We start from the raw sequence: 24950 nt of genomic DNA, 5'->3' as shown, positions 1-24950 counted from the left end.
AACCATGAATAACTTCATGTAATTAGATGATTATTTTTATCTTGCAGCGAAAAAATCAACAATGACACATCTATAAATCACGCCATATTTATATATCTGTCCAGCAACAATATATATGACTTTCGTCACAGATGGCCCTTTTCCTGCTCGGGATCCCGGTGGTCTGCTCCTAGTCTGATAAGCCTATTCATCAGGTGATGACAGCGGTCTGCAAAGACGAGAGGACAACCATGATTGGAGTGAAAAAGCTTCAGGACTTTTCCAAGGCGATGATCGGGCCGGTACTGTATCTGCCAGCTATCGGCCTGTTGATCGCCCTGTTCAGCATGACGACCAACCGGCTGTGGGTGGATGAAAGCAGCGGGCTCTACCTGATGGGGAAATTTGTCTCCAGTATGCTCTGGGCGCTGATGAACCATCTAGGGTTTCTGTTCTGCCTTGGGCTGGCCAGCGGTCTGGCGAAAACCCGCAAGGCCGAAGCGGCCTTCGTGGCGGCCATGACCTGGCTGATGTACCTGGCGGCGAATAATAGCTGGCTAACCCTCACCCATCGCCTGGCGACCGGAGCCACCAACGCGCAACTGTACGGCAGCGGACAAACCTTTATCTTCGGTTTTCAGGTTATCGATATGGGCGTATTCCTTGGGATTATCCTTGGCTGCGCTGTCGCCTTTGTCCATAATCGCGTGGTTGGGATTGAGTTTCGCGGCGCGCTGTCGATCTACGGCAACAGTAAGCTGGTGCTGATCGTGATGCTGCCGCTGGTTGGCATGTTCGCCATCGCCACCGTCTATCTCTGGCCGGTAGTGGAGCTGGGCATCTCGGCGCTGACCGGCTTTATGAAATCCTTTGGCGCCATCGGGGTCTTCCTGTACGGCTTTCTCAACCGGTTCCTGATCCCCACCGGGCTGCATCATCTGATCTGGTCGCCGTTCGTTTTTACCTCTATCGGCGGTCAGCTGCTGATCGATGGTCAGACCGTCATTGGCGCTAAGCCTATTTTCCTGGCCGAAATCGCCCGCCACCCCGTTGACGCGCTCAGTGATTCCGCCCGTTTCCTCACCTATGGGATGGTGAAGATTTTTGGCACCGCCGGCATGGCGCTCGCCTTCTACCGTACGGCGAAACCGGAGAATAAGCAGCGGTTGAAAGTCACGCTGATCCCCTTGATTGTTACCTCCGTCCTGGTGGGGATCACCGAACCTTTTGAGTTTCTCTTTATCTTCACCGCCCCATTGCTGTGGCTTATCTACTCCCTGCTGGACGGTTTTTTCCAGATGCTGGCCTGGCTGCTTCACGTCAGGGTCTGCGCCACTAACGGTCTCATCGATTTCGTCGTCTATAACCTCCCGGCGGGAGTCAGCGCGACGCGCTGGCCGGTGTTTGTCGCCCTCGGTCTGCTGGAAACCGCGACCATGTACCTGGTCGGCACCTTCTGTATTACCCGTCTGCGGCTGCTCACCCCGGGCCGCGAAACCGCAGCCGAAGATGAGCATTCGCAACAGGCTAATAGCGAGCATCCGGATAAAGGCGCGCTGGTGATTGCCGGGCTGGGAGGGAAAGAGAATGTCTGTGCGGTGGGCAACTGTTTTACCCGTCTACGGGTTGATGTGCGGGACCCCGCCCTTATCCAGCAGACGCTGTTGAAAGAGAGCGGCGGGAGCAGCGTGCTGATTAAAGGAAACCATGTCCAGGTTATCTATGGCCTGGGAGTTAACAAAATTCGAACGGCGGTCAACGCCAGTCTGGGTGTTATTGAATAACGAGGTGGTAAATGAAAGATAATTTTGTGGTCACCATTGCCGGCGGCGGCAGTACTTATACCCCTGGGATTGTGATGATGTTACTGGAAAATATGTCGCGCTTTCCCCTGCGGGAGATCCGTCTGTATGACAACCATCACCAGCGTCAGAAGACTATCGGCGACGCCTGCGCCATCCTGGTGGCTGAACGCTTTCCACAGGTTAAGTTCAGCTATACCACCGATCCGCAGGCGGCCTTTACCGACGTCGATTTCGTGATGGCGCATATTCGCGTTGGCCTGTATGAGATGCGGGAAAAGGATGAAAAGATCCCGCTGAAATATGGCGTCCCGGGCCAGGAGACCTGTGGCCCGGGTGGGATTGCCTACGGTATGCGCTCGATTGCCGGGGTGCTGGAGCTGGTCGATTATATGCAGCAGTACGCTCCAGGGGCCTGGATGCTCAACTACTCCAACCCGGCGGCTATTGTCGCGGAAGCGACCCGTCGCCTGCGGCCCGACGCGCGCATCATCAACATCTGCGATATGCCGGTGGCTATCGAGGGTCTGTTCGCCGACATCCTCGGCCTGCCGTCGCGCAAAGCGCTGAACGTTCGTTACTATGGCCTGAACCACTTCGGCTGGTGGACCAGCATCACCGATAAAGCCGGTAACGATTTGATGCCGGCGCTGAAGCGTCACGTGGCGGAGCAGGGATACAGCAGCCCAAAAGAAGACTTTCAGCATAAGGCGCCGAGTTGGATCGAGACCTTTAAAAAGGTGAAGGATGTGTTTGCCCTCGATCCGTCGACGCTGCCTAACACCTATCTGAAATACTATCTCTACCCGGACTATGAAGTGGCGCATTCCGACCCGGAGTTTACGCGGGCCAACGAGGTGATGGCCGGACGCGAAAAAGAGGTCTTTGATATGGCCCGGGAGATCACCCGTCGCGGCACGGCGGAAGGCGCGCATTTCCATGCCGGGGCCCATGCCACCTTTATCGTCGACCTCGCCTGCGCCATCGCCTTTAACACCCAGGAGCGGATGCTGTTGATCGTCGAGAACAACGGAGCCATCGCCAACTTCGATGAGACGGCGATGGTGGAAGTCCCCTGCCTGGTGGGCGTTAATGGTCCGGAACCGCTGGCGATGGGGAAAATCCCGTCATTCCAGAAAGGGTTGATGGAGCAGCAGGTGGCAGTTGAGAAACTGGTGGTTGACGCCTGGATTGAGGGCAGTTACCAGAAACTGTGGCAGGCCATCGCCCTGTCGAAAACGGTGCCCAGCGCTTCGGTGGCGAAAGCCATCCTCGATGAACTGATCGTCGCCAACGAAGGCTACTGGCCCGCACTGCACTGATCTTTTTCGTGATGGGTAAGATGCAGAGAATCCCCCTTCTCTGCATTTTTACCCGATGTTTCCCCCGGTGATGCATTCATCCTTAACCTCCGCCCCCGTGGGCAAAGCGAACCGCTCATTTCCCCCTTCAGACCGGTGGTAAAAGGCCTCTATCTTCATTTTGCCCCGATCGTGACAATGAAATATAAATTCTATTCTTCAATATTATGGCGTAAAAATGTGATCTGCGTAGTATTCTTCGATTTACATTAACCCACTGAAAACAACATCGTTATTACCTCACTGTAAATTTAACCTGCTTTTCATGGGGATATACTCCCTTTAGCCTTTGTGATTGGCTTCATGCATTTACCATTCTGCAACACTGATATGAAATTAAATTTTCATAATGTGATCTTGTTGCATGTTCATTCCATTTCTTTGTGCCATATTCTTACCACGGTAAAATCGCCGGAGCGACAGCAACGTGCCACACCAGAGCGCTGTTCATCGGCAAATGTCGTCGCGACTGACGCACTAAAGACCGCTAACCCGCAAAGGAGAACGGATATCGACTACATCCATGTCAACACCAAGCCGTAAACCTCTTTGACCGCCATTGCTTAGCGTACCCTGCCTTGTGCTGAGCAATTACACAAAGAAGAAAATCATTTAATTCAGTTAGATACGACAACACAGGCGTGATAAATCCTGACTGGGGAGATGTATTTTTATCTTGTGTCGTTCAACAAAATAAAGGGACTACCATGTCATTTATAACAAACCTGAACCAGCAACAGAGAAAACGACTTCATCAGATCACCTTAGTGGCCACCTTCGGCGGCCTGCTTTTCGGTTACGACACCGGCGTTATCAACGGCGCCTTTTCCTCACTGAAGCAGTACATGGCGCTGACCCCAACCACCGAAGGGCTGGTAATGAGCGTTCTGCTGGTCGGCGCCGCGCTGGGCAGCGTGTTTGGCGGCAAATTTGCCGATTACTTCGGCCGGCGTAAATATTTACTCTTTCTCTCCTTTGTTTTTCTCATCGGCGCGTTGCTTTCCGCCGCGGCCCCCGATATCACTACCCTGCTGATTGCGCGCGCCCTGCTGGGCTATGCCGTCGGCGGCGCTTCGGTCACCGCCCCCACTTTTATTTCAGAAGTGGCGCCTACCGAGATGCGCGGCAAGCTGACCGGCCTGAATGAAGTCGCCATCGTCATTGGCCAGCTGGCGGCGTTTGCCATCAACGCGATCATTGGCATCATCTGGGGCCATCTGCCGGACGTCTGGCGCTATATGCTGCTGGTACAAGCGATTCCGGCCATCTGCCTGTTCGTTGGCATGTGGCGCGCGCCGGAAAGCCCGCGCTGGCTGATCAGCAAAAATCGTCATGATGAAGCGCTGCATATCCTCAAACAAATCCGCCCGGCGGAACGCGCGCAGAAGGAGTACGATGACATCTCTACCCTGATCAAAATTGAAGCTGGTAATAAGTACAGCGCCCAGAGCACCTTTGCGACGATTGTCAAAACACCCTGGATCCTCAAAATTTTGCTGGTCGGCATTACCTGGGCCGCACTGCAGCAAACCACCGGCGTTAACGTCATTATGTATTACGGTACGGAAATCCTGAGTGCCGCCGGTTTCTCAGAGCGTACTTCGCTGATCTGCAACGTGCTGAACGGTGTTTTCTCCGTGGGCGGTATGCTGATCGGGGTACTGTTCCTTGTCGACCGCTTCAAACGTAAGACAATCATCATCTACGGTTTCGCCATTATGGCAACCCTGCATCTGATTATCGCCGCTGTCGATTACACCCTGGTGGGTGACCTGAAAGCTACCGCCATCTGGCTGCTGGGCGCGCTGTTCGTCGGCGTGATGCAGGGCTCCATGGGCTTTATTACCTGGGTGGTATTAGCCGAACTGTTCCCGCTGAAATTCCGCGGACTGTCGATGGGGATCTCGGTATTTTTCATGTGGATCATGAACGCGGTGGTCAGCTATCTGTTCCCGCTGCTGCAGGCAAAACTGGGCCTTGGGCCGGTCTTCTTTATCTTCGCCGCCATTAACTATTTAGCCATTCTTTTCGTGGTCTTTGCCCTGCCCGAGACCTCCAATAAATCGCTTGAGCAGTTAGAAGCAGAGCTGTCAGCAAACCATGAAGATAAAAAATCCACTCGTCTCACCAGGGAGGTTGGTTATGATCGATAACATCACGCTGGATAATCTGCATATTGGCTGCAAAGCCAGTAATAAAGCGGAAGTCATCGCCATGATCGGCGCGGAGTTTAAAGCCAAAGGCTATGTCAATCAGGAATGTGTCCACTTTCTGCTGGAGCGTGAACATCAGGTCTCGACCTTTTTAGGCAATGGCATCACCCTGCCGCATTTGCCGAAATCCGCGACGGATATCATCCTTAAAACCGGGATTGAGATCTATCAGTTTCCTGATGGCGTAATCTGGGATCGGAGCAATGTAATGTTTATTGCCATCGGCGTGATCGCGAAAGAGAAAGAGCATATTGACGTACTCAAGGAAATTGCCTCGATATTTAGCGATGAGCTGATCGCTAACGCACTGTCATTAATCTCCGACAAACATGATTTCCTGAAAATTCTGCAGCATAACGCCTTGCCCCATTAAGTATGACACCGACCGGAGCTCTGGCCCCGGTCGGATTTTCACCCCTCGCCCAGCAAACATGGCGAATAATCTGATTCTCCCCGTTATAACCTCAATGGCAATAATAACCAGAGCAACCAACGTATTGCTACTTGCTTGAAGTACGCACGTTACCGCAGGCATCTCATAACTAAAACCCCATTAAAACAATGAGTTAAATATTCTTCAGGGCTACTGACCCTCAGGTTTATTGCTCGCGCTGTTAGCACCGTACGCCAGTGATTCCTGCGGTATTCCATTAGTTTTGATTTATATCAATACCTGTTCGATCGTTAAAATGCATTTTACAGCGCGATTATTTTAGCAGGGTGAATACGACATTGGTTTTACGATTGGGATATTTATTTAGCCGACCCGCAAGTCTGTGGGGATGGCTGATGTGTAATGCGTTTAACGGTATTGCGATTGTCCTCTGCTTTCGTGGCATAAGCATCGTCACCGGTTTCAGCGAGGCGATCTGGCAGGTCATCATCACGCTGGCTATTATCATATCGACCTGGTACAGCGCTAACTATTTTGCTGCGCTGGAAGCTCGACGCGATAAACGACGCTATCTGCTGCTGGCCTGGGTGGTCATGACCATTCTGTTGAATTTTATTCACCTTGGCGGTGGTTAACGCCATTTATTAAAGGATCATACCATGACGCTGGCGATGCTGTTGGTGCTTATCAGCCACCATAAAGGGCTGACGCTCTTGCTGATCGTAATTATTGCGCTGCTGTTTATTGCGCTCACTCCGCTGGTCAAAAAACTGTTGAGTCACCTTCACGATCGTTCCTGAATTTTCTTTTATGACCGCCTATAGGGGGCCTTCTCTTCGTCATCTCCGTTTATCCCGTCACCCGCTCCCCCAGCATACAGTTTGTGGCAACGCCAGAAAAAGAAATGAGAACCATTATCATAAAAGCTGTGCTAACGTGTCAGCCCAACAATAACGCCAGAAGCAACAAAACAGGGGGACAGACGAGGTGAAGTTGAGTTCAGGGAGCATCACAACAGGTCGTACGAGCGGGCTGCTGACGCTGGCGATTGGCGCACTCTTCTACAGCAGCGGCAGTATTGCCCGGCCGGATCTTCAGCCGCTGGGGCCGAACATTGCGGATAAAGGGTCGGCGTTTTACCACTTTACGCAACGCCAGTATGACTCTGCCGATGGCGAACGTCACTACCGGGTATGGACCGCAGTGCCGGACAAAGCCCCGCCCGCCGCCGGCTATCCGGTACTGTATATGTTGGATGGCAACGCGGTGATGGATAAACTCGACGACGCGTTTCTGCAGCAGCTCTTCGCCGGCTCCCCGCCGGTGATCGTCGCTATCGGCTACCAGACCGCGCTGCCCTTTGATACCGCAGCCCGCGCCTGGGATTACACCCCACCGCTAAAGACGCATGAGCCTCGCGCCGGGAAACCCGCGCTACCGCCGCGTAAAACCGGCGGCAATGATGTTTTTCGCCAGCTGCTGACCGAAACGATGGTTCCCCAGACGGAAGCTAACCTGAAAATAGATCCCCACCAGCGCGCTATCTGGGGCCACTCCTACGGCGGATTGTTTGTGCTCGACGCTTGGAGGAAGGCTTCGCCGTTCGGGATCTACTATTCCGCCAGCCCGTCGCTAGGTCAGGCCCTGCAATCGCCTTTGCAGGCAAGCCAAAGTCTTGATGCCGTCCGCTTTCGCGGGAAATCGCTGTACCTACTCGAGGGTGACGGTAAAGCCCGTGGAGAGCCGTCCGGGCACGAGGCCTCGCTTGAGGTGTTGCGTCAAACCCAACAGCAGCTTGCCAGTAAAGGGTTGACCGTAGCCTTCTGGCGCTACCCCGGTCTGACGCACGGTCAGATGTTCGAGGTCTCGCTGCGCTCGGCGCTGCTGCATCTTTCCGGACAGGCAGCGCTTGCGCATCAGTAACGCCCTTACGCCCACCAGCGGAGGGTGGGCGCATCAGCGCCGGTCGGGCAGGTGTTTGATATCGACCGGCTCGCCGAACAGAAATCCCTGCATCTCGTCACATCCCTCCTCTTCGAGGATCTGCAGTTGTCCAGCCGTTTCCACCCCCTCGGCGATAAGCGGCGTATTGATCGAATTGCCCAGCGAAATAATGGCTCGCACGAATGAGCGTACCTGAGGGTTGCTCTCCACATCTGTCATAAAGCTGCGGTCGAGTTTGATGACGTCGAAATGAAAATCGCGCAGCATGCTCAGGGAGGAGTAACCGGTGCCAAAGTCATCCAGCGCAATACTGATCCCCATTTTTTGCAGATGATGCAGAACGCTGAACGCCAGCTGTTTATTGATCACAAACGCCGTTTCGGTGACCTCAAACTCCAGCAGACTGACCGGGTAGGCGGTACGCATCAGGATCTCGCGGACTTTTTCGATAAAGCTACGATGACGCAACTGCACCGGAGAGATATTGACCGAAACTATTCTGTTCAAACCATTTTCCAGCGATTCGTTACACACCTGCTCGAGCACCCAGTAACCTAAGGGCACGATGGCGCCGCTCTCTTCGGCGATGGGAATAAACACGTCCGGTGGGATCGTCCCCAGCTGCGGATGCTGCCAGCGCAGCAGCGCCTCGTAACCGGTGATGCTACGATCTTTGATGTTGCGGATAGCCTGATAGTGGAGCGAAAACTCCCCGGCGTGAATACCGCGCCGGATATCGGCGGCCATCATATTGCGCTGCCGCGTCTTGTCATCCATTTCACGTTCATACCAGCAAATCTTATGGTCGAGGCTGCTTTTTGCCCGATACATAGCCAGATCGGAATTGCTCAGTATCGTATTAATATCCGTGCCGTCCTCCGGGTAGACTGAGATGCCAATGCTGGCGGAGAGAACCACTTCCGTCGCGGCAAACGTCTGCTTACCGCTGAAGCAGTGCCACAGGCGCGCAGCAAAGGCATCCACTTCCCCCTCATCGGAAAAAGGTTTAACGGCCACAAACTCATCGCCGCCGAAGCGGGCGACCATCTCCTCCTTCTGCAGCGTTTTGAGAACGGCGCCCGCCACGCGCTGCAGCAGCTGGTCACCAATCAGATGTCCCTGCAGATCGTTAATCTCTTTAAATTTGTCTAAATCGATCGTGAAAATGGCAAAGCGGCGGGCATCATTTCCAGTGATCAGCTTCTCCACCCGTTCAAAAAACTCCACCCGATTGGGTAAACCGGTTAACGCATCGTAGCGCGCCATCCAGGCGATGCGGTCGTTAATCGCCTTCTGTTCACTAATGTCGCGGGTAATTTTGGCAAAACCCAGCAGGGTGTTCTGCTCATCGCGGATGGTATCGATCATGACATGCGCCCAGAATCGGGACCCGTCTTTGCGATACCGCCAGCCTTCCCCTTCAAACTGCCCGCTACGCAGGGCGATTTCCAGGTTTTTTGCGGGTACACCGGATAGTTGCTCAGCTTCGCTATAGAAGAGACCGAAGTAGCGACCGATGATCTCGTCGCTCAGGTACCCTTTTGCCCGGCGGGCGCCCTCATTCCAGCTAATGACCGTGCCGTCGGCGCTCAGCATATAGATGGCATAATCTTTAACGCTTTCAATAAAGTGGCGATAGGCAATATCCGTCAGGTGATCGTTACTCATGGTACAGCGCTCTCTGTGGCTTGGTCGTGGCAAAACGCATTAGATATAGCAGAATTACGCCTATTAAGAATACAAGGATATGGCCTTTTGTTGGCCTCTTTCTGACCCGGACACCGCAGTAGGCGCGGCGGACGCTCTCGTTAAGCGTAGTGGACCAGGCCGTCCGAAGGAGTGATATTCCCCGCGATTTTTGCACTTAGGTCGCCCACTAATAGTTACTTTTATTGATTAAAAAGTTTGATTGAAAGAATAAATAAAAGGGGTAATGTTAATAATACTTTCTATGGAGGTTAAATATGTTGCGTGATTATTTAAAAGTGGAAAAAGAAGACCAGCTTGTTGAACAACAGAGTCGGCATGACAATAGCCAGCATTATTCTTCGGTGACCGAATGGGTTATTTTAAGTAAAGATGGCCAGCGCAAAGGCCGGGTATCCCTGTTCGACCGCTTCACCACCCGCCGCTCCTGGAGCGACAGTTTCCGCATTACGCAGTTCGATAATGCGGGTAAAGTGGTGGTGGATAAACTCACTGACGCGCTGTAAATCCTTCGGATTCCCGGCCTGACGGGAGAATATTAATACGCAAAATTAACACCTGCATAAAATATATTGATGCGTCGCCATCATGTTATTTTCTTTCTGCATACCTATAATCTAATGGGTAATTTTCGCCATGGTGCACAGCGCGAATTTTTAACCCGAAAAAATGCTGAATATAAGCCCGCTGGTCGGGCTTTTTTGCATGGTGCTCGCCATCCACGCCACAAAATGCCAAGGACATCCCGCGCTGGATTGTATACGATGTATATACGAATCATTACGGTATATATCTATGGGAATCGTCAAAATCTCCGATCTGCTGCACGATGATATTCGTGATGCCAGCAAAGCCATGTCCCGCTCCGTCAATGCCCAGGCGGAATACTGGATCCGTCTGGGCATGATGAGCGAACTCTACCCTGAGCTTAACCACCAGCAGATCAAACTGCTGATGCTGAAATCCGGCTCTGACCGTCTGCTGGAGGTGATCAATGCCATCAATAATCATTAAAACCGCCGACGAACTCGCCCGGCAGCGCCATGCCGGCCAGCTGCTGGCGTCAGTGTTTGATATGCTGGATACTTTTATCGTTCCCGGCGTAACGACGATGGCGATTAACGATCGAGTGGAAGATTTTATCGTCAACCAGCTGCACGCCCGCCCGGCCAGCAAGGGGCAATACGATTTTCCCTATGTGTTGAACACTTCCATTAACGATGTGGTGTGCCACGGGATCCCCAAAGCGACCGAACATCTGCGCTCCGGGATGATTGTTAACGTCGATATCACCCTCGAGAAAGCGGGCATGATTGCCGACTCCAGTAAGATGTACCTGATAGGCGATGTCTCCCCGCTGGCCCGCCGGCTGGTAAAGACTACCTATGAAGCGATGTGGAAAGGCATTGAGGTGGTGAAGCCTGGCGCGACGCTGGGCGATATTGGCCACGCTATTCAGCGCTGGGTGGAGGAACATGGCTATAGCGTGGTCAGAGAATATTGCGGTCACGGCGTCGGTCAGGAAATGCATGAGGAACCGCAGGTGCTGCATTACGGCCGCCCCGGAGAAGGCGCCGTGCTGCAGGAAGGCATGGTGTTCACCATTGAGCCGATGGTCAACCAGGGCGACAGCCGTATCAAAACCAAAAAAGATGGCTGGACGGTGGTTACCCGCGATAAAAAACTCTCCGCGCAATGGGAGCACACCGTGGCCGTCACCGCCAACGGTTTTGAGGTGCTGACGTTACGCGACGATGAACAGTCGCGGATCCGCTGAGTTGCTTCCCTTTCTCTATGACGGTGGGCCGCTTTCCGATCCCGGAGCTCGCTTGGGCGCCAGACGACACCTGATTCTGCCGCCGGGCGGCGGCAATAATTGTTTTCATGAATGATTTCTGCGCGCGCGCCTGCCCGCTGGTTATGGCTGATGCGCGCATAAACCGCACAACGGTTTATCCTTTACCTTCTTGCATCAGCTTACTCTTCATTGCCTTTATCCTGCCTTAGCGATAGCGAATAATGACATCCGCTTCACTATGCTGCGCATTTCGCCAGTGAATACTGACCTCACCGCGATTGTCCGGCATGGCGTAGCGAGGACGGTTGTTTGTCAAGGCGACCTGTTCCGGTGAATGGTGCTGGCACGAGACATCGATACGATCGTGCCGGGGGGCGATAACACAGGCCGGATTGATGACCCGTCCTGAAAAATGAACCTGGCCGGAAAGCGCAGCAGACGACGCCAGCGGCGCCAGGCACAGACATAGCAGAGCGAGACGGAATGGAGACATAGCAATCTTCCTTGATAACGGGTGACACTGCGCGGCACAGCATCGTTTCTGTGCCCTACAACCTGCGGCTTCCTGCCGTCACTCCACGCTACTGCAAAATAGCGGCAGCGTAAATGATTATTCCGGGCCACCCGGTCAACTGCCGGGAATAACAACAACTTTTCGTAAAATTTGCTCAGAACAGTTATCTCCCGGAAATAATGCATTATACGTATGGGACTCTTTTCAATATTTAATGAGATTATACTTACACCAAAAAATAAATAATGTTACAGCTTAACACATCTTATCAATGGGCCTTTACGATGTTCTCCGTATAATCCCGCCCCCGACGGTAATATACATTAGCGATGCTTACCGTTTTTTGTGAACAGAAATAAAAAACATGCTTTAAAAATGTTAAATGCTTTTGTTAACTTGTGATTATTTAATAAGGTTTGAGTATGAAAGAAAAAGGCACCCTGCTGGTTGTTGGTTCACTGCTGGCCTTAAGTCTGGCTACTGTGACCACCGCCCGCGCGGCGGGTACACTGAATTTCACCGGTAAAATTATTAACGAGTCCTGCCAGATCGCCAATAACGGTGGCGATGTTAATGTCGATTTTGGCAACGTCGATATGTCGGCGCTGAAATCCCATGAAGCGAAAACCGCAGAAACGCCGTTCACTATCAACCTCACCGGTTGCCCACTGGCGCAGAACATCAGTATCAGCCTGGAAGGTACTCCGGACACCAACGCTAACGGCACCAGCGCCGCCGTGCTGGCGCTCTCCGACGCCGCGGATACCGCCAAAGGGGTGGGCATTGAAGTCTTCTCTTCCCCTGACGGCTCAACGGAAGGCACTCAGCTGACCTTTGACAAGCAGAGCAAAACGGCGGTTTCGCAAGCCGACGAAAACGGTGATATTGCATTTAACTTTATTGCCGATCTGAAGAGCGATTCCTCACAGGATGTCACTGCCGGCAATATTAATGCCACGGCCAATATTGATATTGTGTACGAATAGAATGTCATGATTGCCACTTTTCCAAGGGCAGCGTCCTCCTGCCCTTATTCTCTTCCTCGTGACCGGATCCTCAATTATGCAGTGTTATAAAGCGGCTTTTATCCTGAGCCTTCTCTTTTGCCCGTTCCTGGCGTCTGCCGCCGGGGTTGCCATTGCCGGCACACGTGTCATTTATAATGAACAAAGCCATGAGGCAGACATCACGGTAAAAAACACCAATCCTCACGATCCGGTGCTTATTCAGAGCTGGGTAGACGATCTGGCTGATAATAATAAATCACCGTTTATCGTCACCCCGCCATTGTTCCGTCTGGATGCCGGAGACAGCAACGATCTGCGCGTGTTATTAACCTCGGCGCAACTGCCAAACGATCGGGAAAGTTTGTTCACCCTGAATATCAAAGTGATCCCTGCCAATACCGCGCCGGCTGGCGAGAACATTCTGCAATTTGCTATTAAGAATCAACTGAAGCTCATTTATCGCCCGGCAGGGCTCCCTGGCTCGGCGCTCGACGCGGCGCAGCACCTGCGCTGGCGGATCAGCGGCAACCACCTGCAGGCGGAGAATGCCTCCCCCTATTATGTGACTATCACCACGCTCACCTGCGCGGGCCAGAACCAGAAAACGCCGCTTGAGCGCAGCGTGATTGCTCCTCACAGCCGTGAAGAGTATGCCCTCCCCGGCGAGGCCTGCGCCCGCGAGGTGAGCTGGCGCATTCTGGATGACTTTGGCGCTGTGCAGACGTTTAGCGCCCCCGTTTCGGCGCACTAAGCGTCTGATGTCGCGATGCGCCACGGCCCGGCTCATACCGTTACCGTCGTCAGCCTCTCCATCCTGCTGGGCGGACAGAGCGCGCTCTTGCACGCCCAGGCGACCTTTAATATGGATCTGCTGGAGAAAAACGACCATTTGCCGGCAGTGGATCTGCAACGCTTCAATCAGCAGGCGGGCCAGCCGCCAGGCGACTATCCGGTGAGCTGGCAGGTCAACGGCGTCACGCTGGACGCCCGTAAGACCGTCACGTTTCGCCAGAACGATCGCGGACAGCTCACGCCCTGCCTTAAGCCGGAAGATCTGCTGCAGGCCGGAGTTAACCCGGCCGTGCTGTCCCAGGCGCCCGGCGCAACGTCCCGCTCATGTCCCGAACTCAACGCGCTGCTGCCGGGCAGCACGGTCAATTTCGATTTTGCTCATCAGCGGCTGGTAATGACCATTCCTCAGGCGCTGATGACGCACCGGGCGAGGGATAATGTTCCCTCTGCGCTGTGGGACGAAGGTATTAGCGCCTTTCAGAGTAACTATCGTTATTCAGGCGCCAGCCAGCGTACCCGCGAGGGCAGCACCGAGCGCGATAACTATCTGATGTTGAAAAGCGGCGTGAACGTCGGCGCCTGGCGCCTGCGCGCCAGCAATAGCCTGACCGCCAACAGCGATGATAAGCCCCAGTGGACGACCAGCGGCGCCTGGCTTGAGCGCGACCTGACGCGCTGGCAGAGTGAACTGACCCTCGGGGATACCTTCACGTCGGGCGATGTGTTTGACGCGGTACAGTTTCAGGGAATATCCCTCGCCTCCAGCGATGCAATGCTCCCGGACTCGCAGAAAGGTTTTGCCCCGACCATCCGCGGGATTGCCAGAACCAACGCCCAGGTCACGGTTCGGCAAAATGGCTACGTGCTGTATCAAACCTACGTCACCCCCGGCGCGTTCGTGATTGACGATCTTTATCCCACCGCCAGCAGCGGCAATCTTGAGGTTGCCGTCAAAGAGTCGGATGGCGAAATCCGCCGCTTCACCCAGCCGTATGCTTCGGTGACCAGCATGCAGCGCGAAGGCAGCCTGAAATACAACCTGGTCGCCGGGCGCTACCATAGCGACGATGCCAGCCAGCGGCCGTTGATGATGCAGCTGTCGCTGATGCGCGGGTTCGCCCATAACCTGACGCTGTTTGGCGGACTGCAGAGCGCGGCGCAATACCATAACCTCTCGCTCGGCGCAGGACAGGGGTTGGGAGAAGCCGGGGCGCTCTCGCTGCAGCTGTTAAACGCCCGCGACCGGCACCAGCAGGATCCGATCGATGGCCGGGCCTGGCAGCTCCAGTACAGCAAAGGTTTTGATCGTCTTGGCACGCAGTTCACTTTCACCGGCTGGCGTTATTCGCATCAGCGCTATGCCACGCTGAGCGAGGCGTATTCCAGCCCGGATCCCGACGCCGACTCGCGGGATAACGACAACAAAAAAACGACCCTGCAAATCACCGCCAGCCAGAGCCTGCCGTACGATATCACCCTCTATCTGAGCCTCGACCAGGACAGCTACTGGTCAGGGGGCGCCTCACAGCGTACCGCCAATATGGGGATCAGCAGCCAGGTTCACGGTATCGCGTGGTCGCTCAGCTACAGCGACTCCCGCAGTAGCCACGGTGACGAGGAGGATGACGAGCCGCATTCCGACAAAGTGGTGACGTTGTCACTTTCCGTGCCGTTGAGCCACCTGCTGCCGGGGAGCTATGCCGGCTATACCCTGACCTCCTCCCGCCACAGCGTTGGCAGTCAGATGGTCAGCCTCAACGGCACATTGCTGGACAATCACGCGCTTAGCTACGCCGTCAGCCAAACCCGCGATCGGCAAAACGGGTCCAGCGGCAGCCTGACGGCCGGGTACAGCAGTGGAAGGGGCGATCTGAATCTCGGCTACAGCCACGATTCGCAGGCCGCTCGTCTGAACTACGGCGCCAGCGGGGGCATTCTGATTCACCGCCACGGGGTAGTCTTTACACCGGAAATGAATGGCGCTGTCGTCCTGATTGACGCCGGTGGCGCCGGGGGTGTGACCCTCGCCAACCAGAAAACCATCGCCACCAATGGTGACGGGTACGCCGTGCTGCCCTTCGCCACCGCCTATCACCGCAACGACGTCTCTCTCGACAGCCATTCGCTGCCGGAGAATGTGGATCTGGCCAACAGCACCGCGACGCTGGTCCCTACCAAAGACGCGGTGGTTCTGGCGCGCTTTCACACCCACGTTGGCTATAAGGCGCTGTTTACGCTGCAGTCGCGGGGACAACCGCTGCCCTTTGGCAGCGAAGTACGCGCCAAAGACACCAACAGCATCGTTGCCAGCGAGGGTCAGGTGTACCTGGCCGGCCTGGCGCCAAAAGGCACCCTTTATGCGCAATGGGGGCCGGGCCCTCAGCAGCGCTGTAGCGCCCGCTACGATCTCACCCCGACGCTGGCGCAGCCCCCCCATCCACTCATTTTACAGCAGACGTTATCATGTCCTTTTTAACTCTCCTGCGTCGGGTCGCCATGACGCTGTTATTTATTCTGTTACCGGCCGCCAGCGGATGGGCCTGTACGCCAGTGTTTGTCCGCGGCCAGGCCTCCCCCCTTCGGCTGAACGTGGGGCAGTTCACGGTTCCGGCTGACGCCAGACCCGGCACCCCGCTGTATCATAAAAGTTTCGCCTGGAACCGCCTTAGCGACGGCGGCGAACAGTGGATCCGCTGCGCGGACGATCCGCACGGGCTGTCACCGCTGCTGCTGGACAGTCTGCTGTCCGGGGGAGTGACGCGACCGACGGTTTATCAAACTAACCTCGCCGGCATTGGCGTTCGCGTATCGCTGCGCGCTATCGGCGGCTATGGCGGCTTTCCTGACCGGCCGACGCCCTCGCCGTTTAGCCAACGGGTGGACAATCCCGCCGCCTTGCCCGATGCGGTGTGGAAACTGGGCTATTTCCGCCTGACGATTGAGCTCATTAAAACCGGTCCCGCGGCGACGCCGGGCGAGCTTGAGTATCACAGCGAGCGCTTTTTAATGGCGGAGCATACCCCGCTGGCCGCGTTAGACTTAACCGGCAGGATCAGCACCGCGGGATGTTCAGTGAATGACGCCACGCCAGCCCTGATCAAGCTCCCTGCGGCGATGCTTGACCACTTCGGCGGCGTCGGCAAAACCACCGGCGACACCCCTTTCGCGCTGCAGCTGGATTGCAACAGCGCGGTCACGATTTTCCTGCGAGTTGACGGCGCGGAGCCCCTCTCCGCCCGGGGGCATGGCGTTCTGCGCAATGACGCCACCGACGATCGGGCGCAGGGTATTGGCGTGCAGTTGCTTTACCATCGTCAGCCGGTCGTACTGAATCATGAGATGACGCTGGGCAGCGCGAGCGCGGGCCGGTTTACCCTGCCGCTCACTGCCCGCTACTACCAGACACGTTCCCGGATCACCGCCGGTCAGGTGTCGGCCGTCGCGACCTATACCTTGCATTATGACTAGGCGATGGCGAACCGACGGATGAAGCGGATGAAGGAATTGCTCTGACCGGCGAATCGTAAGAGAATAGCGCCTACACGCGACGATCTGAGTACACGGGAGTTCATCATCAGCCATTCTCGTCGATTCCCCTTAGCCAGCAAAGTGGCGCTGGCAGGCGCGGCGCTCATCGCCGCTGGCATGCTGTTCAGCTGCACCAGTAAAGCCCCTAAATCCCTTGTCACGCCGCCGAACGCTGCCGCCGTCAAAGCCGGGCAGGCGCACCGGGAGCCGGTGCGCGGCGTGTGGCTCACCACCGTTTCGCGCCTTGACTGGCCGCCGGTCGGGTCGATTATCGCCAGCACGCCGGAGAGCCGCATCACGCAGCAGAAGCTGGCGCTGATCGCTAAACTCGATAACCTGCAGCGCCTGGGGATCAACACCGTCTTTTTCCAGGTGAAACCGGACGGTACGGCGCTCTGGCGGTCGGATATTCTGCCGTGGTCCGATATGCTGACCGGCAAAATCGGCGAATACCCTGGCTACGATCCGCTGCAGTTTATGCTGGATGAAGCGCACAAGCGCGGCATGAAGGTTCACGCGTGGTTTAACCCCTACCGCGTCTCGGTCAACACCAAACCGTCGACGATTGCCGAGCTGAACAACACCCTCACCCAGGTACCGGCCAGCGTGTTCGTCCTGCACCGTAACTGGATCCGCACCGCCAGCGATCGCTTTGTCCTCGACCCGGGCATTCCCGAAGCACGGGACTGGATCACCAGCATCGTCGCTGAAGTGGTGCAGAACTACCCGATTGACGGCGTGCAGTTCGACGACTATTTCTACACCGAAACCGCCTCTTCACCGCTTAACGACAACGAGACTTTCCGCCGTTACGGGCAGGGCTATGCCTCGAAGGGCGACTGGCGGCGGCATAACACCCAGCAGCTCATAGCCCAGGTTTCCACCACCATCAAAAAGCTCAATCCGAACGTCGAGTTTGGCGTGAGCCCGGCCGGGGTGTGGCGCAACCGCTCCCACGATCCGGCGGGGTCGGATACCCGGGGCGCGGCCGCCTATGATGAATCCTATGCCGATACCCGCAGCTGGGTGCAGCAGGGACTGCTCGACTACATCGCGCCGCAGATCTACTGGCCGTTTGCCCGCGATGCCGCGCGCTATGATGTGCTGGCCAACTGGTGGGCCGAGGTGGTTAAACCGACCCATACCCGGCTGTATATCGGCGTGGCGCTGTACAAGGTGGGTGAACCGTCCAAAAACGAGCCTGACTGGACGGTGGATGGCGGCGTGCCGGAGCTGAAAAAGCAGCTCGATCTCAATGAGACTCTGCCGCAGATCCAGGGCACCATCTTGTTCCGCGAAAACAACCTCAATCAGCCGCAAACCCGGCAGGCGGTTAACTATTTGCGCAGCCGCTGGGGGCAGCCGCAGAGCTAGCCGCCAGCCGGCTCTGCTATAGCGCCTGCAGCCCTTGCTGCAGGCGGGCGTGCAGCTTCAGCATGTTCTCTGTAATGGCCTGCCAGACGTGGCTGGAAAAGTCCGCCGGCAGCGTCCGGCGAGCGCTTTCGATTGCCTGCGGCACATGCCCGGCAAACTCCTGGAGGATCGCCAGCATCTGCTCCCGGGGAAAGTTCACCGCTTTGGCCGTCGCCAGAAAATGACGCGGATAGATGGCGTTAATCTCTGTTTTACGCCCTTTTGTGGCATTGAGCCCCATCGACAGCTTCAGATCGCGCAGATGCAGTCCCGTGCCGCCCAGCACCGGAAACGCCGAAATAATGTCGTAGAACGGTGTTAAGCGGTAGCTGCCGCCGGGCAACAGGTAAATTGAGAAGTTTTTTGCGTGACCGTCCGTCGCCCCCGTCAGCCACTGGAAGACCATGAACTTCATAAAGTCATAGCGATCTTTCAGCGCTTCACTCGAGCCCAGCAGAAAGGTCATGATCGCGGCGATACCCGGCCCGCCGTCAGACTCATATTTCATCGCTGAAGGAAGACCAAAAGCCTGACACAGATCCTCCTGCGGCAGACGCAGCAGCACCCGTCCCTCCTGCGCCCAGCGCCGGTCGAAGCGGGTTACCGCCAGGGCGCGGATCCGCGGGGTGGCGATGATCTCCGCTTCCGGCACCGCCAGGCCCAGTTCTCTGGCCAGTGCCAGGCACAGATACTCATTATCCACGCTTTCACGCAGATCCAGCGTCGCATTGGGCTGCTTTATCTCGCCGATGGGCAGCTTAATGATATGCGTGGTCGGCGTGGCGCCCTGCGGAATACACCACTGCTCGCCCATCCGCAGCAGCGCCGTTTTCTCCTGGGCGCCGGCCACCGAGATACGGAAATCGTCCTGGCCGGTAATCATCCCGAGGGGGATATCCGACTGGTAAGCGGTCAGCAAGGCGGTAAGCTGCGCCTCGTCCAGCGTCTGCCAGCGTAATCCTTCCAGGTGCGCCTCTTCCCCCGGCGGCAGGAGGGTCACCGCCCCTACGCTATCCCGCCCGACTTCGGCCAGCAGATCGAACGGCTGCTTCGAGCGCGCCTGATAGCGCCTGACGATCCGGTCGCGGACCTGCGGGCTGTCGGGCAGCAGGTTATCAAAATAGTGATACACCGCGTCGGCAGTGATATTGCCATACTGCAGCGGCAGTGAGAGGGAGAGCGGTCTGGCGCGCAGGCTGCGCAGCCACTCTTCGTCATAGCGAAAACTGTGCGCCCCGTTAGCCTGGCGGGTTAAGGTTCCCACGCGCACATTGTTCATCCAGGTGGTAAGCGTCGCCATTACCAGTCAAGGTCCGTGTTGTTATCGGGAGCCGGCGCCGTCTCAGCAGCTTTGGCGTTCAGCGTCATCACCACCCCCAGCGACTGGAGGATCTTAAACAGCGTGGTTAAGGTGGTTTTGTCGGGGTGATTTTCAAAATTGGACAGCGTGGCCTGCTTAATGCCGATCCGCCTGGCCAGCGCATCCTGGGTCCAGTGGTTCTGCTGGCGCAGCAGCTTCAGGTAATTGGCCAGCTGCACGGGACTGTATATCTGCGGGGAATTCATCGCCTTGTTCCTCACCATCATTTATCCCCCTGTCGGGATAAACTTGGTTTTATACCCTACAGGGGATAATGTCAAGGATATCCCTTGGTGGGGATAATAGAATAATCATCCTTGTGTGGGGATAAAACAGGAAGGATGATCGCCGGAGCCACCTGTACATGCCCGGTGGCGGCTGCGCCTTACCGGGCCTACGGGCTGTCTCTCACCGCTCCGTAACGATCCAGGCCGGGCAAGGGCCGCGCCGCCCGGCAGCGGGCAGCCGCGCTTAGCTGCCGCGGTAGGTCGACCACCCGCCCGGGGCGATGAGAAACGGCAGATGGAAATGGTCCTCTGCCGCCTCGCCGATAACAAAATCAATCTGCGCCCGGGTAAAGACGCTCTCGCGCCCGGCGCGGGCAAACCACGCCCCGGTTTCCGCTGTTAAGCAATAGCGCCCCGCCGGCAGCGGCTCGGCGCTAAAGGTGGCGATACGCCCCTGGGCGTTGGTCACCAGGTTCGCCAGCGTCTCGCCCTCCCGGCTCAGGCTGACCGTTACGCCTTCTGCCGGCGTACCGGTGGAAATATCCAGAATATGGGTGCTCAGGATGCTCATTCGCCAATCACTCCTTCCAGTCTTAACATCGTAATCTCTCGCAGCTGGGCAAGCGCCTCGGCCACTTCTTCGTCGGCGGTATGCTGCAGCCGGTGCGTCAGCGCCTGCAACATCTCATCGCCGCTGCGCCCTTTGGCGCGGATTAAAAACACCCGGCCAAAGCGGGCTTCGTAGCGGGCATTCCCCTCCCGCAGGGCCTGCGCGAGCCGCTCATTCTCGCTGTCCACCGTCGACTGCTCCTGGCACGACAGCGCCGCATGCGCCTGGCCGCCGGTCGGCTTCTCACCGATCCGCGGATGGGCGCTGAGCGCCGCGTTCAGCTCATCCTCTCCCCAGTTAGCCATCGCCTTACGGGCGGCCTGCAGCAGCGCATGGCGGCTGGCGAAAGGTCGCAAGCTCACCAGCGTCTCGCCCCAGGCCGGGATCGCCACGCAAGGGGCCAGCAGCCCCGCCGCCTCATCTTTGCTCAGGCTGTTAAACTGACTCAGCGCGATCATCCTGACTCCTTAACGATTTCGTCGCCGCCTGCTCCTGCGGCAGAATAAGGTTCAGCGCTATCGCTACCAGCCCACCGCTGGTGGCCGCCGAACCGAACAGATCGCCGACCATCGGCGGAAAATGGCTGAGAAACGCCGGCACCGACTCCACGCCAAGACCCGCGCCAAACGCCAGCCCCACGATCAGCACATCGCGACGGCTCAGCGGGGTCTGGGTAATAATCCGGATCCCGGCCGCCACCACGCAGCCAAACATCACCATCGTGGCGCCCCCCAGCACCGGCGCCGGGATCTGCCGCAGCAGTTCGCCCACCGGGGGGAACAGCCCGAGCAGGATCAGAATCACGCCAATGTAGCGTCCGACATAGCGGCTGGCCACCCCGGTCATCTGGATCACGCCGTTGTTCTGCGCGAAGGTGGTGTTCGGAAAAGCACAGAGCATGGCCGCCACCATACAGCTGACGCCATCCGCCAGGATACCGCCCTTCAGCCGGTTACGGAAAGCGCGATCGTCAACAGACTGTTGTGAAATCAGCGAGTTGGCCGTCAGATCGCCCACCGCCTCCAGAATACAGACCAGCGACACCAGGGCGACCGGCAGAAATATCGCGCTGTTAAACTGAAAGCCGAACGGAAACAGCGTCGGCAGGCGAAACAGGGTGTCGCCCAGGCTGTGAAGATGGAACTGACCGCTCAGCCCCGCTGCGATGCAGCCCACGGCAATGCCCACCACCACCGAGGAGAGCCGCAGCCAGCGGTTTTTGGCGCAGCTCAGCAGGACGATAACCCCGAGGGTGCCCGCCCCGAGCGCGATATTGTTCATGCTGGCGAAATCCTCGGCCTTTTCCCCACCGCACCAGTTGATGACGCTGACCTTGATCAGGCTGATGCCGATCAGCGCAATCACGCTGCCGGTAATGATGGGAGTAAAGATTTTCTTCAGCGGTTCGATAAAGCGGCTGACAATCACCGGCACCAGAGCGGCGACAAAGTTAACGCCAAACAGCATCGCCATCATATCCTGCGGCCCGCCGCCCTGCGCTTTTACCCACATCCCTCCGGCCACCGTCACGCCGAGGAAGGCAAAACTGGTGCCCTGCATGCAGATCATCCCGGCGCCGATGCCCCATACCCGATTGGACTGCAGAAAAGTGCCGATGCCCGAGGCCAGCAGCGACATACTGATGAGATACGGCAGCCAGTCGCCAAGCCCGAGGGTAGCGCCGATAATCAGCGGCGGCGTGATGATCCCCACCAGGCCCGCCAGCACATGCTGGAGAGCGCTGAAAAAGGCCGGAAGCGGTGGGATCCGCTGTTCAAGGCCGTAAAGCAGGCCACTGTGATGTTCGTCAGACATAGTGATATCCCGTAGCAAAGAGAAGTGCATGGGCTAGTGCACAAAGCAGGCCAGAGACGACAAAAGGGCACCAATAAATTTATTATCACTCCAAAATCATCAACTTAGATTACGCTCGTGATGCATCACCCCTCTCCGCTGCTGAACCAGGCGTCTGAAACGATAGATTCTTAATGCAACATGCAGAAACTTTTGATTCATAAAAAGGCAACCAATACCTCACATTGCACCGATGCGGTGCGTCATGAGCCATCGCTGTGCCTCAGGCAGGCGGTTTTCCTCCCTCCAGCGAACTGGTACGCAAATTGCTGTAGTCAGTCACAACATCGGGAGAAGGAGAAAAAATGAAAGCAATCGTGATTGGCGCCGGCATCGGCGGTTTAAGCGCGGCAGTGGCGCTCAAACAGTCGGGGATCGACTGCGACGTCTATGAAGCGGTGAAAGAGATCAAACCGGTCGGCGCAGCGATTTCCGTGTGGCCCAACGGCGTGAAGTGCATGGCCCACCTCGGCATGGGCGACATCATGGAGACCTTCGGCGGGCCGCTGCGCCGGATGGCGTATCGTGATTTCCGCAGCGGCGAGAACATGACCCAGTTCAGTCTCGCCCCGCTGATCGAACGCACCGGCAGCCGCCCCTGCCCGGTCTCCCGGGCAGAACTGCAGCGGGAAATGCTGGATTACTGGGGACGGGACAGCGTGCAGTTCGGCAAACGCGTCACCCGCTGTGAAGAAGACGCCGACGGCGTGACGGTATGGTTTACCGACGGCAGCAGCGCCAGCAGCGATCTGCTGATTGCCGCCGACGGCAGCCATTCCGCACTGCGTCCGTGGGTGCTGGGCTTTACCCCGCAGCGCCGCTACGCCGGCTACGTCAACTGGAACGGTCTGGTGGAGATAGATGAAGCGCTGGCCCCCGGCGATCAGTGGACCACCTTTGTCGGCGAAGGCAAGCGCGTCTCGCTGATGCCGGTCTCCGCCGGCCGGTTCTACTTTTTCTTTGATGTGCCGCTGCCGGCGGGTCTGGCGGAGGATCGTGACACCCTGCGCGCTGACCTCAGCCGCTACTTTGCCGGCTGGGCGCCGCCGGTGCAGAAGCTGATCGCCGCCCTCGACCCGCAGACCACCAACCGCATTGAAATCCATGATATCGAACCTTTCAGCCGCCTGGTGCGCGGCCGCGTCGCGCTGCTCGGCGATGCCGGACACAGCACCACCCCGGATATTGGCCAGGGAGGCTGCGCGGCGATGGAAGATGCGGTGGTGCTGGGCGCCGTTTTCCGCCAGACCCGAGATATTGCGGCCGCCCTGCGCGAGTACGAAGCCCAGCGCTGCGACCGGGTTCGTGACCTGGTGCTGAAGGCGCGCAAGCGGTGCGATATTACCCACGGGAAGGATATGCAGCTCACCGAAGCCTGGTACCAGGAGCTGCGCGAGGAGACCGGGGAGCGCATTATCAACGGCATGTGCGACACCATCCTCAGCGGGCCGCTGGGCTGACCGTCGCCATGGATTCGATCACCGCACTCAGCGTCTGAATGGCCATTTGCGCTGGCCGCGAAAGCTGACGCGAGGGCGCAGTACACAGCGCCAGGGTCAGCGGTCGCAGCAGCGTACTGCGCAGCGGGACAAAGGCCAGCTGTCCACGCTGGACCTCGTCCAGCACGTCGAGCAGGCTAAGGAGCGTCACGCCGCTGCCGCGTAGCACCAACGACTTGATAAGCCGGATATCATTGCAGCTGATGGTATTCTCCGGCGCAAAGTCATGGTGGCGATAGAGGAGCGCCACCCGCTCATGGACGATCAGCGGCGCGCCGGGCACGATATGCCGCTCCAGGCTGAGCTCGCCCAAAGACAGCGCCTTCGCCCCCGCCAGGGGATGGTCCGGACGCATCACAATCCCCACCTCCAGTTCGGCAAAGGCCAGCACGCTGAGTCCAGCCTGCCCCTGCGGATCGAGGATCAGGCCGACGTCCAGGTCCGCCTGACGCACTTTCTGGCTGACGGTGTGGCTGTCAGCCACCTGCAGATCCAGCTCCAGCCACGGCCAGCTGGCGATGATCTCCGCCAGCGCGGCGGCGAAGCCCCCTTCCGCCAGCGCCTGCACCATGCCAACGCTAACGCTTCCGCGCTTCATCCCCTGCAGCTCATCAAATTTCTGTCGGGTCTGACGAAATTCCTTCTGCCAGCGCAGCAGATTGTCATACAGCAACTCACCGGCGGTGGTCATCCGCAGTCCCTCCGGCAGGCGCTCGAACAGCGGGGTACCGAAGGCCTCCTCGGCCTGCAGGATCTGGCGGTTAATTGCCGAGGCGGAGATATGCAGCTGCTCGGCGGCCCGGCGCAAGCTGCCGCAGCGGGCCACGGCGATGAAATAGTGCGCGAAACGGGAAAATGGACTCATGGCGCCCCTGTACTCTTTTTTGCAACAGCAGAGTGAATTAATGGTGATGGATGTGAACACCCTAATATGACAACAATAATCTC

24 protein-coding genes are annotated in these 24950 nt (G+C 57.1%); 16 read left to right on the top strand and 8 right to left on the bottom strand.

Going from position 1 to position 24950, the window contains the following annotated elements:
* Window positions 1-230: 230 nt before the first annotated feature.
* From DR88_RS14415 to iroE, 7 genes are all read left to right on the top strand, one after another.
* On the top strand, window positions 231-1763 hold the full coding sequence (locus tag DR88_RS14415; RefSeq protein ID WP_016528926.1) for a PTS transporter subunit EIIC: 1533 nt from the start codon (window positions 231-233) through the stop codon (window positions 1761-1763).
* A gap of 11 nt (window positions 1764-1774) precedes the next feature.
* Window positions 1775-3103: a 6-phospho-alpha-glucosidase gene (locus DR88_RS14420; RefSeq protein ID WP_004143438.1), complete on the top strand. Its 1329-nt coding sequence runs from the start codon at window positions 1775-1777 to the stop codon at window positions 3101-3103.
* A gap of 746 nt (window positions 3104-3849) precedes the next feature.
* Window positions 3850-5295 carry a sugar porter family MFS transporter gene (locus tag DR88_RS14425; protein WP_004143440.1) on the top strand — a complete coding sequence of 482 codons (1446 nt, stop codon included), beginning with the start codon at window positions 3850-3852 and terminating at the stop codon, window positions 5293-5295.
* Window positions 5285-5728, top strand: a complete 444-nt coding sequence (locus DR88_RS14430) for a PTS mannitol transporter subunit IIA (protein ID WP_002904819.1) — start codon at window positions 5285-5287, stop codon at window positions 5726-5728. The genes DR88_RS14425 and DR88_RS14430 overlap by 11 nt, the downstream gene beginning before the upstream one ends.
* A gap of 416 nt (window positions 5729-6144) precedes the next feature.
* Entirely contained in the window at window positions 6145-6384 is a 240-nt protein-coding gene (locus DR88_RS14435; protein ID WP_004179827.1) for a hypothetical protein, read from the top strand.
* A 24-nt stretch (window positions 6385-6408) separates the two neighbouring features.
* Entirely contained in the window at window positions 6409-6549 is a 141-nt protein-coding gene (locus tag DR88_RS30675) for a hypothetical protein (protein ID WP_002904814.1), read from the top strand.
* Window positions 6550-6736: 187 nt separating this feature from the next.
* Window positions 6737-7672: a siderophore esterase IroE gene (gene iroE / locus DR88_RS14445; protein WP_004148380.1), complete on the top strand. Its 936-nt coding sequence runs from the start codon at window positions 6737-6739 to the stop codon at window positions 7670-7672.
* A 33-nt stretch (window positions 7673-7705) separates the two neighbouring features.
* On the opposite strand, the gene DR88_RS14450 is transcribed toward iroE, so the two are convergent.
* Entirely contained in the window at window positions 7706-9361 is a 1656-nt protein-coding gene (locus DR88_RS14450; RefSeq protein ID WP_004148379.1) for a putative bifunctional diguanylate cyclase/phosphodiesterase, read from the bottom strand.
* 296 nt (window positions 9362-9657) lie between these two features.
* Here DR88_RS14450 and DR88_RS14455 point away from each other — a divergent pair, with 296 nt between their 5' ends.
* The 3 genes from DR88_RS14455 (at window position 9658) to map (ending at window position 11177) form a co-directional block, all read left to right on the top strand.
* Window positions 9658-9906: a hypothetical protein gene (locus DR88_RS14455; protein ID WP_002904810.1), complete on the top strand. Its 249-nt coding sequence runs from the start codon at window positions 9658-9660 to the stop codon at window positions 9904-9906.
* Window positions 9907-10195: 289 nt separating this feature from the next.
* On the top strand, window positions 10196-10414 hold the full coding sequence (locus DR88_RS14460) for a ParD-like family protein (RefSeq protein ID WP_002904808.1): 219 nt from the start codon (window positions 10196-10198) through the stop codon (window positions 10412-10414).
* Window positions 10395-11177, top strand: a complete 783-nt coding sequence (map, locus tag DR88_RS14465) for a type I methionyl aminopeptidase (protein ID WP_004179825.1) — start codon at window positions 10395-10397, stop codon at window positions 11175-11177. The genes DR88_RS14460 and map overlap by 20 nt, the downstream gene beginning before the upstream one ends.
* A 226-nt stretch (window positions 11178-11403) precedes the next feature.
* Here the strand turns inward: map and DR88_RS14470 are convergent, their stop codons facing one another.
* Window positions 11404-11691, bottom strand: coding sequence for a YmdA family protein (locus DR88_RS14470; protein ID WP_004176193.1), 288 nt, complete (start codon window positions 11689-11691; stop codon window positions 11404-11406).
* Between the two features lie 443 nt (window positions 11692-12134).
* On the opposite strand from DR88_RS14470, the gene DR88_RS14475 reads away from it, so the two are divergent.
* The 5 genes from DR88_RS14475 (at window position 12135) to DR88_RS14495 (ending at window position 18413) form a co-directional block, all read left to right on the top strand.
* Window positions 12135-12698, top strand: coding sequence for a fimbrial protein (locus tag DR88_RS14475; RefSeq protein ID WP_004143457.1), 564 nt, complete (start codon window positions 12135-12137; stop codon window positions 12696-12698).
* 76 nt (window positions 12699-12774) lie between these two features.
* Window positions 12775-13470, top strand: coding sequence for a fimbrial biogenesis chaperone (locus DR88_RS14480; protein WP_025861922.1), 696 nt, complete (start codon window positions 12775-12777; stop codon window positions 13468-13470).
* Between the two features lie 15 nt (window positions 13471-13485).
* Entirely contained in the window at window positions 13486-15987 is a 2502-nt protein-coding gene (locus DR88_RS14485) for a fimbria/pilus outer membrane usher protein (protein ID WP_004148374.1), read from the top strand.
* A complete protein-coding gene (locus DR88_RS14490) occupies window positions 15975-16979 on the top strand; it encodes a fimbrial protein (RefSeq protein ID WP_004148373.1) in 1005 nt (334 codons plus the stop codon). The genes DR88_RS14485 and DR88_RS14490 overlap by 13 nt, the downstream gene beginning before the upstream one ends.
* A gap of 141 nt (window positions 16980-17120) precedes the next feature.
* The gene (locus tag DR88_RS14495; RefSeq protein ID WP_002904794.1) at window positions 17121-18413 is read left to right on the top strand and encodes a glycoside hydrolase family 10-like protein; all 1293 of its coding nucleotides are present in this window, start codon (window positions 17121-17123) and stop codon (window positions 18411-18413) included.
* Window positions 18414-18429: 16 nt separating this feature from the next.
* On the opposite strand, the gene DR88_RS14500 is transcribed toward DR88_RS14495, so the two are convergent.
* The 5 genes from DR88_RS14500 to DR88_RS14520 all read right to left on the bottom strand — a co-directional run bounded on the left by DR88_RS14500 (window position 18430) and on the right by DR88_RS14520 (window position 22464).
* Entirely contained in the window at window positions 18430-19752 is a 1323-nt protein-coding gene (locus DR88_RS14500; RefSeq protein WP_004148372.1) for a type II toxin-antitoxin system HipA family toxin, read from the bottom strand.
* The gene (gene hipB / locus DR88_RS14505; protein WP_002904790.1) at window positions 19752-20018 is read right to left on the bottom strand and encodes a type II toxin-antitoxin system antitoxin HipB; all 267 of its coding nucleotides are present in this window, start codon (window positions 20016-20018) and stop codon (window positions 19752-19754) included. Before hipB ends, DR88_RS14500 begins: the two co-directional genes overlap by 1 nt.
* A gap of 265 nt (window positions 20019-20283) precedes the next feature.
* Window positions 20284-20610, bottom strand: a complete 327-nt coding sequence (uraH, locus tag DR88_RS14510) for a hydroxyisourate hydrolase (RefSeq protein ID WP_025861921.1) — start codon at window positions 20608-20610, stop codon at window positions 20284-20286.
* A complete protein-coding gene (uraD, locus tag DR88_RS14515; protein ID WP_025861920.1) occupies window positions 20607-21107 on the bottom strand; it encodes a 2-oxo-4-hydroxy-4-carboxy-5-ureidoimidazoline decarboxylase in 501 nt (166 codons plus the stop codon). The genes uraH and uraD overlap by 4 nt, the downstream gene beginning before the upstream one ends.
* Window positions 21085-22464 carry a nucleobase:cation symporter-2 family protein gene (locus tag DR88_RS14520; protein WP_032411468.1) on the bottom strand — a complete coding sequence of 460 codons (1380 nt, stop codon included), beginning with the start codon at window positions 22462-22464 and terminating at the stop codon, window positions 21085-21087. Before DR88_RS14520 ends, uraD begins: the two co-directional genes overlap by 23 nt.
* Window positions 22465-22808: 344 nt before the next feature.
* Between DR88_RS14520 and hpxO the strand changes: the two genes are divergently transcribed.
* The gene (gene hpxO, locus DR88_RS14525) at window positions 22809-23963 is read left to right on the top strand and encodes an FAD-dependent urate hydroxylase HpxO (protein ID WP_025861919.1); all 1155 of its coding nucleotides are present in this window, start codon (window positions 22809-22811) and stop codon (window positions 23961-23963) included.
* Here hpxO and hpxR read toward each other — a convergent pair.
* Window positions 23944-24867: a LysR family hpxDE operon transcriptional regulator HpxR gene (gene hpxR, locus DR88_RS14530; RefSeq protein WP_002904781.1), complete on the bottom strand. Its 924-nt coding sequence runs from the start codon at window positions 24865-24867 to the stop codon at window positions 23944-23946. The two genes, hpxO and hpxR, sit on opposite strands and share 20 nt — an antisense overlap.
* Window positions 24868-24950 lie beyond the last annotated feature (83 nt).

Origin of the sequence: Klebsiella pneumoniae (genome assembly GCF_000742135.1) — a bacterium.
Lineage (GTDB): Bacteria > Pseudomonadota > Gammaproteobacteria > Enterobacterales > Enterobacteriaceae > Klebsiella > Klebsiella pneumoniae.
This window is presented reverse-complemented; position numbering and strand designations above follow the sequence as displayed.